Here is an 11,423-nt window from a genome sequence, read left to right on the forward strand (position 1 = left end):
CCCCACCCCGAACCCCTGCTTACCGCCAGCCGGGAGGTGGGCGTCAAACCGTCGGCCTGCCTCTATCTGGGCGATGACGAGCGGGACGTGCAGGCGAGCCTCGCCGCCGGAATGCGTCCCGTCGTGGCCCGCTACGGTTACCTAGGTAACGGCAAACCGTGGCAGGCCTGGGGCGCCCACAGCGCCATCGCCCAGCCGCTGGAGCTGCTTGAGCTCCTCTAGACCCGATAGAGGGAGCGGCGGTCCCGCTCGAAGCGCACCGCCTCCTCCAAGGACGCCCCCCGCTTGCCACCGGGCCAGATCCAGCCGGCGCTCTCCAGGGAAATCTCCCGCCGCAGGAGCTGCACGCTGCGGCCGTCCTCGAACTCCACCACGGTGCCATTGATGCTGGTGTCGGTGAGATAGAACTGCACCCCCTCCAGCCGCACGACTGCGTGCTCCCGGGAGATGAACCGGTCGATCAGCCGCACATCACAATGGGGGGCCCGACCGATGACCACCCGATAACGCAACCGGTCCACGGTGATCCTTTGGTCCCGATGGGTAAGCACCAGGCCGCCTGGGTCCGCAGGCAGCAAGCGCCGGCCCTCCAGGTTGAGATCGGTCACCGTCGTGCTGTCGTGATCCCACAAGACTTGATAGATCACCGTCTCTCGGGCGGTGTCCTTGATCCGGATCCGGAAAATGGGCCGGCACGTCGCCTTGAGCTCCTCGGACAGGATTCCATAGGTGGCCTCAGAGGTGAGGATCTGCTCTGGGCTGGCCATATCGCTCAGATAGGCGGCCAAGTTCACGGTGTCGCCGAAGATATCCTGCCCCTCCTCCATCAGGTCCCCGTAGTGGATCCCGATGTGCAGCCGCACCTTCTCACCGGCACAAGGCTCGCTCATCGCCTGCCGCTGTAGGGTTCCGGCTGCACGGAGCGCCTGGTCTGGGGAGGAAAAGACGCTCAGAACGGCATCCCCCACCGCCTTGACGAGCCGGCCCCCATGCTGCCGGGCGACCCGGGCGTTTCGCTGGACGAAGGCTTCCACCACCGCACGGCCGGCCAGATTACCCAGTACGGCGTAAATCCGAGTGCTGCCCACCAGATCGGCGAACATCACCGCGTAGCGGACCAGGCTTCGACTCATGTTAAGAATAAACTATAAGCATTTGAGCAAATTATACTTTTTATTCTGCAAAAATGCTATTGTCGGTGGAACGAATCACAAATCCTCGAGTCTGAGTGTTTGTAGCCGCCCGCAAGCGTTAAAATGTCAACCCTTTGAGGGGGCGACCTGGTTTCGACGCGGGTCGCGAAGCAGCGCAGGGCATGCCGAGGACCAGTTCCCTCGTAAATCCACTGGAAGCCAACAGACGCCAACGACGAGCGTTACGCTCTCGCCGCCTAACACCGGCGAGACGCTGCACTAGTCTGCTGATGGGCTAGGCCCCGCCGGGTGGGGAAGGCGTAAGCCGAGCTTACCCAAGGGGTGCAGCGTCATGCACATCAGCCTCTGCGCACGGTCTGGCCGCTTGGCCGTGCGCATCCGTCGAAGCGGCTGGCCGAGCGTCAGCCTGCCGGTCGGCGGGCGCAAGGCGAGATGCCGTAGACCCGGCTAAGCATGTAGGCCTGACTGCGGAGGGCTCGCGGACGGGGGTTCGATTCCCCCCGCCTCCACCAATCAATGAACTCCCAACCGTTCTCGGTTGAGAGTTTTTTCTTGCCCGATCGCACCGGTTCTAGGGTGTTGTTGGGGGTTCCTGCGGAAGCCTGTGGACTGCGCCGGCCAACTTCTCGACCCCTTTTTTACTCTCTCGGCCGTTCCTCGAACCAAGCTCGCGTCCTGTGACTGGCCCGAAGTCCGCAAAGGCAGCAATTGGCACGCCTACAAATCAAGGAGTTATACACGGACGAAGCAATCGGTTGGATTGAGGCGTCGGCCGACCCGAGGAATCACCACCGTTCATACGGCGCCGAGACGGTTCGAAGAATGGCAGAAGAACGGCTCCCTATTCTCTGACAAGCGGAGGCGACCCATGGGCCGCCTCAGCGAAGCCATTCTGTCTGCCGCCCAGGCTCTGCCGGAGGCTTCTGCGGCATTAAGCGCCTTCGTGTTGCCACCGCCCCAGGGACTTACGCCCCGAGAGGGACCGGCCACGCCCGGCATATAGACCATGTCAGTAGTACCCAACTCATGGCCCAGCTGCGAGATCAAGGTCGTGATCTGGCCGCGATGACGGGTTCCACGATGAAAGAGGTGCGCCAGAACGAGCGCAAGCGGCAGCGTCATCGGCTGCTTCTTCAAGAACGATGTGTCATGGACTGGTTCGACAAGCCGTGCCGGTGCAAGTCCTGTCATGAAGGACTAAATATCGACGTCCATTTTTCGCGTGTTCTGTCTTCAGTTCCGCAAAATCGGCATGAAGTTCCTGATCAAGCGAAACGATGGCGAATGGTTGTTCCACGATTCGCCCAAGTCACAGGTGATTCACCAGCAACAGATGACTGAATGTGCCGTGGATAGAATGAAAGAACGCCCCCGCGTTGCGCCTGCGCTCATCGTCGCTCATGGGGGCGCACACGGCATAGAGCTTTTCGTTCATCCAGCGATCGTAGTCGGCCATCAGGGTCAGCAGGTTCTTCCCATACATGGGGCACCCCTCGTCTCTGCTAGATCCAGAGCAAGGGCACGGTGGCGGTGGCGAGCACTGCCATGGCGCGAATAATCCGTCGCGGCGCGATCGGATTTTGAATCCATCGCCTCAAAGCCTTTCCGCCCGCCGCGCATAAACTGATGCATGGCTTGGCAACCGCGTTGAATAACGAACCAGCGGCCGCGACGCATTCTGCGCAATGCTCACCGGCGGCACAAACGCGGAAATCACCGTGGCTCCATTAGCCAGGTCTTCGGATTCAGAAACTGGAGCATGGCGGCTTCATGAAAGTGGATCGGTCGCGCCACGGTCGCTGCTTGCAATTTGCCCGCCCGTCAACGAATGCGAAGCCGGACACCTGACGGCGATCCGCCTCGTGCTTGACGGCCAACGGCGCGCCGCAAGCCGCGTAGTGGAGGAGTGAGCGCTGCCTATCCGCACGACGCGCTGGCGTTGCAAGCCGACCACCAGATCGACTTCTTCATCGGTGAGTCGCGCCTGCTGCGCGATCGCATCGCGCGCGCCCGGCCCCCATGGAGCGCGTCGCTAGCCGACCATCACGCGGTGCTCTTCATATACGCGTTCGGGCTGAAGGAGTGCGGCGAGTACACGGCCGCCGAACGATAGGGACACGAGAGTGTCGTGCGCGAGCGGCGCGACGGCTGTGGCTGGCACGCGGTCGCGCACGCGATGGAGATGCAGAACCGCACCGCCGGCGGCATCGCCTGGCTGCGCGCCGACACCGACAATTGGTCGCGCGAGAGCTTCTTTGCTGCGCACCACTGGTGGCATCTGGCGCTCTATCACTTCGACCGCGGCGAGATCGACGAGGTGCTGCACTTCTTCGGCGGCCAGCTCCACGGCGCACGCTCCACGGTCGTGCTGGACATGATCGACGCCACGGCGGCCTTCGCGCGCGAGGTGGGGCTAGACGCTGCGCGCGCGATCCCACGGCCTTCGGCGAGCAATAATACGAAGAGACGGTAAGCCTACTGCGCGCGCTGCGCGGCACCGCGAACCGCCTCTGGGGCAGGCACGCGCTGCGCGACCTGATCGACCTCACGCTGATCGAAGGGGCGCTGGGTGCGCCTGCTCGCCCGTGCCGAGTGCGAAGCGACCGACACGGTGCTGAGCGATGCTTTTGCCGCTTACCGGGGCAGGGGGGAGCTGCGGACGATCCAACTGCGACGGGCAATATGCTTACGAGCGAGTGCGCAATGCGCGAGCAGTCGATGCCGGGCGCTTTCGAGAGTGGCGATTGGGTCAGTGGTCCGACGACGGCTTCCTGCGTGCATTGCCGGCACCACGAAGGGTCCGACCCTTGCCACACCCACTTGGCAGCCGCCCGGCGTCAGATGGAACAAGATGCGGGTGAACCCAAAAGAAGAACTGCCGCTTTCAGACCTTTTTTCTTAGAAAAAGGCCTGAAGCGGCTTGAACTTAGACTTAGAAGTCAGACCTAAGCTGTTGTTTTGATTGGCGCGCCCGGCAGGATTTGAACCCACGACCCCCTGGTTCGTAGCCAGGTACTCTATCCAACTGAGCTACGGGCGCAATACAAACATTATAACAAAGAGAGCACGGCCGAGGCATCCTCTTGCCTAGAAGCGCTGCGAAACCGTGCTTCGCTAGGTGGCTGTCATCCTCTCGCACGAGCTCGGTTTCAGGATCGGTGCTCGGTGGAGGCGTGGCGTCCGGTCCCTTCCCTCCCCCAGAAAGAACAGAAAGCGGGATTAACATCGCGCGCAAATCAGCCGATCCGGGCGTGCGGATTAAAGCGCAATCGCCGGTGTCGTCTTGCGAACCTGCTTGCGGGCAACCGAGGACCGGCCGAGCGCGCCGTGCATCGACCTCAACACCCCCTCGGCTTGCACTTTATGCGCTGCAGGCGCCGATCGCTCGGCATCCTCTTTTTGCCCCGGGAGTACGTGAAGCAACCCGTCCAAGAATTGACCTAGCCGTGCATTACTCCTCCTGAGCGACACCGCGAGTGGCGATACGGCACACAGCTACCGTTCTATGGTTTCTCAACACCCGGCTCGTGATAAAAAGCATGCAAGGACCTGGGATTGCCACTGTGATTGCTTGCGCGCAAAGAGATAGCGGCCACGCGGCTTATTGCCGGCATTGTGCGGATCCGCTCGCTTGCCTGAGGTACGCGATCAGATCCGCTCGCTCCTTCGGGTCGGCGATCCCGGCGTAGCCCATCGCCGTTCCGGGAATCGTCTTCAGCGGATCAGCGAGGAAGCGCTCCAGCGTGTGTTCATCCCACACGATCCCTGAGCGCTTCATCGCCTCGGAGTAGGGAAAGCCCGGCACGCTGCCAGCCCGCCGTCCGAAAAGTCCGCAATGCCGCGGGCCAGTGCGGTCGTAGGCGAGTGCATGGCAAGCAAGGCAGCGACTATAGATTTCCTCGCCCGCACGCGGGTCGCCGAGGAGATTTCTCGCACTCACGGCACTCGTTGCGAGGGTGAGGACGAGAACCGTCATCGAGCGTACGCACACCGCTGCTTCGCTCAAGATACGAACGCCGCGGGAACCGGTGGCTCTCCCAGCACGTACCGCAGGACTGCCCAGTGCATCGCCTCGTCGCCTAGGATGCTCGCGGCGGCCTTGGCAAGCTCACGATCGCCGAATACCGGCACGGTACCGAGGTAGGCACTCACGGCGCCCTTCTCCAGCATCGCCGCAAAACGCAGCACATCGGCTTGGGTCTTAAACGTTTCTGTCGGAAAAGTGTATTTGTCCTTGGCAGCTGCCGGCTTGCCGCCGAGCTTCGATACAGTCTTCGCGAGAAGGTCCGCATGCTCCTTATGGTGGCCCTGGAAGGTCACCGCAAGATCGAGTGCAGGTTTTTGCAGCAGCCCGCTTTCGGCGCCCACTTGGTATGCGGCCACGGCCTCTAGCTCAGCCGCTAGGGCGGTGTTCAAGACGCGGATATCGGATTCCACGGACTTATCTGTCTTTCTGGCGAGCGCATCGCGTCCAGCGAGCAACGCGATCGCAGTGCCTGAAAGGACCAGGCTAGAGCTCCGAACGAAATTACGGCGAGACATCTGTACCGCGGGATCACGGGCGAAAACCAGAAAAGACATGACGGTCCTCCTCTGCTGAAGGATAGAAAGCGGTCAAATATCATCCGTTAGGGGTGTATCGAGCCTAGCGAAGACCGCTGCGACCGTACGGTCGCAGCGCAGGCCGGCAAAGGCGAACACATCCTCAAGGCCAAGGTCGATCTCGCGGGACAACGCAGCGCGCAGCAAGCTCCTGGCGCGGAAGTAGCGGGTGCGTACCGTCGCCTCTGGGATGTCTAGGCAGGCAGCGATCTCTTCGACTGTCATTTCTTCCAGCGCGCGCAGCACGAACACGGTGCGGTATGCGGCCGGCAACGCGTCTATCTTGGCTTCGAGCAAGCGCCGCAGCTCGGCGCGCTGTGCGGCATGCTCCGGTTGCGCCTGTGTGGCCTCCTCCACGATGCTCGCCTCCTTTTCGTGACAGGCCCCTGCGGCGCCGTCGTCGAACGGCAAGATCGCGGCGCCGGCACTGCGCGCCCGCAGCCGCCCCAGCGCCTGATTGATCACGATGCGCACGAGCCAAGTAGAGAGCCTTGCTTCGCCGCGAAACCGGCCGATGGCACGATAAGCGAGGAGATAGGCTTCTTGCACCGCATCCTCGGCTTCAGCATCTTCTTTAAGGATGCTCCGAGCGGCGCGAAAAAGAGTGCGGTTGTGACGGCGCATGAGCAGTTCGAAAGCGCGGCGCTCGCCCGCGGCGATCCGCCGCGCGATGTCTAGATCGCTCAACTCTGCATGCGCCGCTTCTTTCCGGGCCAGGTCCGCGGACATGATTCGTTCTCCTATCTCAGTTCGCGGTCATTAGATGCAGGGCGCGCGCACGCCGTTCCCGGGGTGCACTGCAGAGAATAAAGCGACCCGCGGCGGGAGGACAGGCTAGGAAGCTGCTCCTGCCTACACCATGTATCGGTACCGGCGGGGGCCTATCAAGGGGAAGGTAGCTCCCTCGCCGCAACACTCGTCATTAGAAGGATTCCGCAGTTGCTGACCGATGTGCAATGCCTGCCGGAGCGGCCCGGCCAGGCGGCCAAATACGGGGTTATTCCTTAGTGCGCGTGGCGTGCCGGCGCGTCGCACCGGCTCATGGGCCAGGCCCTTGACCACGATCGCTCGCCACGGAGCAGCCTCTCGCCGCGCAGCCAGCGCCTGAGCTCACCCGCTGCCGGGCAGCGGCTTCCATAAGCTTGCCTCAAGGGAAGGTCAGGCAAGCGCCACGGATACGGTATCGCCGTGCGGCGCACTACCCCAATAGGCCGCCGTTTCGATAAATATGGCGTTGCGCCAGCACGGGGTGAAACTTTAGCGGATATCCCTCTTCCTGTTCGCCCCTTTGGCGCGGGCGGGGACGCTGTAGGTGAACAGCAGCCCCACCAGAAGGATCGCAAACGCGACCACCCAAGCGCCGGCAGAGGCCCATAACCAAATTTCTCGCCCCGGCAGTGACGGCAGAGCTAGGAGGCGCAACACCGCTGACAGGCCCAGGAGCAATACGGCAAGGTTGATCTCCTTGAATGAGGAGAGCGGCTTACCCATCCGCAGCAAGGCGGTGCGGACCATCATCACCCCCGTGAGGGAGCCGAGCGCTCCGATGGTGAATCCGTGCAGCGCGTGGGCGAGCAATGACGTTGACATGAGCTGCGCACCCCCTTTGAGGATCAACGCCGGGATCAACCACAAATAGGCAAGGGCGAGCGCTCGCAATGGCGCCTGGCGCAAAGCGTATCCCAGCCGCCAGGATGAGGCGCGCCACAGGGTGAGGAGCGCGGCGCCGATGCTGAAGAGACCGGCGATTTCCTGTAGGCCCGACAAATCGGAAACGAAGGCGATGGCCATCGAAGCGGCAAGCGGCAATTCGTAGCCGCTGCGAATCATGTCGGTGCGCGCAATGCCGTGACGCTCAAGGTGGCCGCCCACAGCCGCCGGCAAGGCGCGCCCGCCGACCACGAGCATGAGAAGCGAAAGGAGGTCAATGGCGCCGAGCAGCGCGCGTCGCTCGACAGCCGGCCCGAGCCACGGTGCGCCCGCCCACCACATGGCATCCAGCCACAAGAGCCCGACCAAGATCGCCGGAACGATTCGATTCTCGGCACGCTTCGCGCCCCGCAACAGCGGCGGCGCGGCAGCCGCCAGCACCGTCGCGGGAAACGATAGTCCGGCGACCACGGCCCAGACGCCCGTGTTGGCCGCCACCGCCACCCGCGCGGCAATCCATGTCGCCACCAATGCCGCCAGCACTCCCCGCGAGGTGCGGGTCACCAGAAATCCTGCGATAACGGAGAATGCGTAGCCAAAAAGCATCTCATGGCCGTGCCAAGCGGAGGCTACCGGCATAGAGGCGTGGTGCAGTATCAGCCAACCGGGAATCGCAGCCAGGGCAAAAAGCGCCGCTAGGGGAAACATCACGCGATCAGCGCTCAAAGGGCGGCGCCTCGCCAATCTCCGGTCACGGAAGAACCGGCTTGGGGAGTTGCCCATTCGGCTACAATGACCACAAGATTGCTTGCCGTCTGTCCAGCTGGACCTCCTTCACCGCAATCCGTTGGCGCCGGCGCCCTCCGCCCGCGCCGGAATCGGCCTGACTCCAGGCCCGGTGATCACGCCGCAACCGAAAGGTCGCTGCCATATCGGGGCAAGCACGCTTTTGGGTCCCCCACCAAAGGTGCCGTAGGAATCCGTTGAGCAACGGATCATCACTGCCACGAGCGGGAGGCTCGGCTCGTCGAGCCGTCCTATCGTTGGACGCTGGAACGAGTCAAGCACAGGAAGGAGGCACCCGCTAGGTGAGCCGACGGCCGCCGGCCTTCCTTGAAATACGGTTCACGAGGTGCGCCATCCGCTCGACGGGCTTTCGACTTGGCCTGCTCAGGCATCCAACCGCCCTGCCCGAGAAGGCTCTCTCTGCCGTCGGTTTTCGCCAAGCTAAAACACCCCGCAGCGGGGGTGTTTTATTGAGTTTGGCGGAGAGAGAGGGATTCGAACCCTCGATACGGGTTTAAGCCCGTATAACGCCTTAGCAGGGCGCCCCCTTCGGCCTCTCGGGCATCTCTCCGTACGATCCAGGCCGGTCGGTCTTTCCCCCCGGTGCCCTCGCGGCCTCGGGGGGCACCAGCGCACCCCCTACACGAATGCCTTGCGGCGTTGGCCTCTCGGGCATCCCTGTGCGCAACCAAGGCCCGTCAGCCGCTTTTAATAGTGACGATTTGCGCAATTGAGCCCCTTCGGCCACCCGACTGCACACCGGGATGCGTAGAATAGCGTCCCGCCGCATAGCCGGTCAAACCACGCTACTGGGGCTGGTCCAGTCCGAACGCTTTGTGCAGCGCGCGCACCGCCAGCTCCATGTACTTGTCTTCCACCACCACCGAAATCTTGATCTCCGAGGTGGAAATCATCTGGATGTTGATCCCTTCCTCGGCCAGGGTGCGGAACATCTTGCTGGCGATCCCCACGTGGGAACGCATCCCGACCCCTACGACGGAAACCTTGGCAATTTTGTCGTCGCCAGTCACGCCGGCCGCCCCAATGTGGGGCGCTACCTGGTCCCGGAGGATCTTCAGCGCCTTTTGGTATTCGTTGCGATGGACGGTGAAGGAAAGATCCGTCATGCCGTCGTGCCCCACGTTCTGGACGATCATGTCGACATCAATGTTGGCATCGGCGATGGGCCCCAGGATCTGGTAGGCGATGCCCGGCCGGTCGGGAACGTTGAGCACGGTGATCTTGGCCTCGTCGCGATTGAACGCGATGCCGGAAATGATTGCCTGTTCCATCTTCTCGTCTTCCTCAAACGTGATCAGCGTGCCCTCCCCGTCCTCTTCGAAGCTGGAGAGCACGCGCAGGCGCACCTTGTACTTGCCGGCGAATTCCACCGAACGGATCTGGAGCACCTTCGACCCGAGGCTCGCCATCTCCAGCATTTCTTCGAACGTGATGCACTTCAAGCGCCGAGCTTCCGGCACGATGCGTGGATCGGTGGTGTAGACCCCGTCCACGTCGGTATAGATCTGACACTCGTCCGCCTTGAGCGCCGCGGCCAGGGCGACGGCGGTGGTATCCGAGCCACCGCGGCCTAGGGTGGTGATGTTGCCCTCCTCGTCCACACCCTGGAAGCCGGCTACCACGACGACCGCACCCGAGGCCAGATCGCGGCGGATCTTGTCCTCGTCGATTTTCAGGATGCGCGCCTTGGTGAAGGCGCTGTCGGTGAGGATGCGCACCTGGGCGCCCGTGTAGCTGCGAGCCTTGAGCCCCAGGTCCATGAGTGCCATGGAAAGCAGCGCGATGGTCACCTGCTCGCCGGTGGATACCATGACGTCCAGCTCCCGGGGATCGGGATGAGCCTGGATTTCCCGCGCCAAGGCGATGAGGCGGTTGGTCTCCCCCGCCATGGCGGACACCACCACCACGAGTTGATGCCCTTGGGCGTGATAGCGGGCGACCCGGCGGGCCACGTTCTTGATGCGTTCGGTGGTCCCGACGGAGGTGCCACCGTATTTCTGCACGATGAGAGCCACGGCTGCAATCAATGGAAAAAACGAAATTCTAATGGCTTTTGTCGCGGCTGAGGAGGATCCGGCGCATGCGAACGAAGCTTGCCACGCCGATGGCGACAGGCCTCCTGGTGTGTCGTCCGGAAACATTCCCCGCACCTAAAAGCTCACCGGGGAGGGGATCTTGAATTATGTAAAACCCAAGCGACGCGCAAGACGGCCCAAAACCGATGGCATGGGGAAAAAAGAGGCGCTTTTACTCCTTTTCCTAGTGCAACGGGCCGCGTAACCGGTTACACTATGCGAATGCGATAACCCATCCCCTCGCATACTGACTCAGGATCTGCTTATGCCAGCGACAACCCGGCTCGACAATCCACGCCTCATCCGCCAGCGCCTCGGGATGAGCCAGACGGAGTTCTGGGGCAAGATCGGCGTTACCCAGAGCGGCGGCTCCCGCTACGAAAGCGGGCGGCCCATGCCCCGGCCCGTGCGGGAGCTGTTGCGGCTCGTGCACGTGGAAGGCCTCGACCTGGCCTCGGTGAACCGCCGCGACATGGAGCTCATCCATTACCTGAAAAACGCCCGTCCGGCCCTCTACCGCTCGCTGCTGAAGGCAGCCCGGGAACGGCCCCGGCGCTGAGACGCTGCCGGCGCGACCTTTCCTCGGGCGCCTCCCAGGCCCAGGGCCGTTTCAGGGCGTCCACTCCGCCGGCAACCCCAGGCGCCGGATGTCCTCCGCCAGGGCGCTGCCCCAGGCCTCGTCCACCGGCGCCAGCCGGGGCGCTTCGGGCTGCATGGACGGCCGAGCCAAGCCGTAGAGCAGCACCCCTTTGAGCGGTATACCCGCCCCCAGGGCATCGGCCAGGAACGCCAGATACGCCGCCCGCTCCGTGCCGCTAGGGGGCAGGCCGTTCTCCAGAAACACGCAGGTCTGAATCCAGGTGGGGCAGAGCCGGGCCGCGATCTCCAGATGGGCCCGCACCCGCTCAGGCCCCAGCCCCGCGTGGTTCACCCTCGCCAGCCCCTCCCGCGTCGCCCGGTCCACCTTGAACCACACTTCCCCGTTGAGTGCCGCCATCCGGGCGAGCCCCCGCTGGACCGCGGAGCGGTGCATCAGGCTGCCATTGGTGATCAGGATGAGCTTGGTGTGGGGCGGCACCGGGATTTCCTGCATCACCTGGCCTATGCGCTCCACTACTTGGTCGAATCCCCGGAC

General features: G+C 63.2%; 12 protein-coding genes, 2 tRNA genes, 1 other RNA gene and 2 pseudogenes. 6 read left to right on the forward strand and 11 right to left on the reverse strand.

Annotated features, from left to right (window positions below; all coding sequences use genetic code 11):
* On the forward strand, positions 1–222 hold a 222-nt coding region (locus V7Q81_RS11395; protein WP_333843351.1), incomplete at its 5' end, for an HAD family hydrolase.
* Here the strand turns inward: V7Q81_RS11395 and V7Q81_RS11400 are convergent.
* Positions 219–1,133, reverse strand: a complete 915-nt coding sequence (locus V7Q81_RS11400; RefSeq protein WP_333843355.1) for an adenylate/guanylate cyclase domain-containing protein — start codon at positions 1,131–1,133, stop codon at positions 219–221. The genes V7Q81_RS11395 and V7Q81_RS11400 overlap by 4 nt on opposite strands.
* A gap of 138 nt (positions 1,134–1,271) precedes the next feature.
* Between V7Q81_RS11400 and ssrA the strand changes: the two genes are divergently transcribed.
* Both ssrA and V7Q81_RS11410 read left to right on the forward strand, forming a co-directional pair.
* Positions 1,272–1,666, forward strand: a transfer-messenger RNA (tmRNA) gene (ssrA, locus tag V7Q81_RS11405).
* A 356-nt stretch (positions 1,667–2,022) separates the two neighbouring features.
* Positions 2,023–2,157: a hypothetical protein gene (locus tag V7Q81_RS11410; protein ID WP_333843357.1), complete on the forward strand. Its 135-nt coding sequence runs from the start codon at positions 2,023–2,025 to the stop codon at positions 2,155–2,157.
* A gap of 11 nt (positions 2,158–2,168) precedes the next feature.
* On the opposite strand, the pseudogene V7Q81_RS16125 reads toward V7Q81_RS11410, so the two are convergent.
* Positions 2,169–2,345, reverse strand: a pseudogene (locus V7Q81_RS16125) (DinB family protein); the annotation flags it as partial.
* A gap of 118 nt (positions 2,346–2,463) precedes the next feature.
* Complete coding sequence (locus tag V7Q81_RS11415) at positions 2,464–2,637, reverse strand: DinB family protein (protein WP_333843360.1); 174 nt, start codon at positions 2,635–2,637, stop codon at positions 2,464–2,466.
* A 423-nt stretch (positions 2,638–3,060) separates the two neighbouring features.
* Between V7Q81_RS11415 and V7Q81_RS11420 the strand changes: the two genes are divergently transcribed.
* Both V7Q81_RS11420 and V7Q81_RS11425 read left to right on the forward strand, forming a co-directional pair.
* On the forward strand, positions 3,061–3,267 hold the full coding sequence (locus tag V7Q81_RS11420; RefSeq protein WP_333843363.1) for a hypothetical protein: 207 nt from the start codon (positions 3,061–3,063) through the stop codon (positions 3,265–3,267).
* Between the two features lie 15 nt (positions 3,268–3,282).
* Positions 3,283–3,627 carry a hypothetical protein gene (locus V7Q81_RS11425; protein WP_333843365.1) on the forward strand — a complete coding sequence of 115 codons (345 nt, stop codon included), beginning with the start codon at positions 3,283–3,285 and terminating at the stop codon, positions 3,625–3,627.
* A 490-nt stretch (positions 3,628–4,117) separates the two neighbouring features.
* Here V7Q81_RS11425 and V7Q81_RS11430 read toward each other — a convergent pair.
* The 7 genes from V7Q81_RS11430 to V7Q81_RS11460 all read right to left on the reverse strand — a co-directional run bounded on the left by V7Q81_RS11430 (position 4,118) and on the right by V7Q81_RS11460 (position 10,228).
* Positions 4,118–4,194, reverse strand: a tRNA-Arg gene (locus tag V7Q81_RS11430).
* A 561-nt stretch (positions 4,195–4,755) separates the two neighbouring features.
* Positions 4,756–5,130, reverse strand: coding sequence for a c-type cytochrome (locus V7Q81_RS11435; protein ID WP_333843366.1), 375 nt, complete (start codon positions 5,128–5,130; stop codon positions 4,756–4,758).
* 26 nt (positions 5,131–5,156) lie between these two features.
* Positions 5,157–5,735, reverse strand: coding sequence for a ferritin-like domain-containing protein (locus V7Q81_RS11440; protein ID WP_333843368.1), 579 nt, complete (start codon positions 5,733–5,735; stop codon positions 5,157–5,159).
* A gap of 33 nt (positions 5,736–5,768) precedes the next feature.
* A complete protein-coding gene (locus tag V7Q81_RS11445; protein ID WP_333843371.1) occupies positions 5,769–6,485 on the reverse strand; it encodes an RNA polymerase sigma factor in 717 nt (238 codons plus the stop codon).
* Between the two features lie 528 nt (positions 6,486–7,013).
* Complete coding sequence (locus tag V7Q81_RS11450; RefSeq protein ID WP_333843374.1) at positions 7,014–8,189, reverse strand: NnrS family protein; 1,176 nt, start codon at positions 8,187–8,189, stop codon at positions 7,014–7,016.
* A gap of 480 nt (positions 8,190–8,669) precedes the next feature.
* Positions 8,670–8,763: transfer RNA gene (locus tag V7Q81_RS11455), tRNA-Ser, on the reverse strand.
* 235 nt (positions 8,764–8,998) lie between these two features.
* Entirely contained in the window at positions 8,999–10,228 is a 1,230-nt protein-coding gene (locus V7Q81_RS11460; RefSeq protein WP_333843376.1) for an aspartate kinase, read from the reverse strand.
* A 325-nt stretch (positions 10,229–10,553) separates the two neighbouring features.
* Here V7Q81_RS11460 and V7Q81_RS11465 point away from each other — a divergent pair, with 325 nt between their 5' ends.
* Positions 10,554–10,847 carry a helix-turn-helix domain-containing protein gene (locus tag V7Q81_RS11465; RefSeq protein WP_333843379.1) on the forward strand — a complete coding sequence of 98 codons (294 nt, stop codon included), beginning with the start codon at positions 10,554–10,556 and terminating at the stop codon, positions 10,845–10,847.
* Positions 10,848–10,898: 51 nt separating this feature from the next.
* Here V7Q81_RS11465 and V7Q81_RS11470 read toward each other — a convergent pair.
* Positions 10,899–11,423, reverse strand: a pseudogene (locus V7Q81_RS11470) (radical SAM protein); the annotation flags it as partial.

Origin of the sequence: Pelomicrobium sp., from assembly GCF_036803785.1 — a bacterium.
GTDB lineage: Bacteria > Pseudomonadota > Gammaproteobacteria > Burkholderiales > UBA6910 > Pelomicrobium.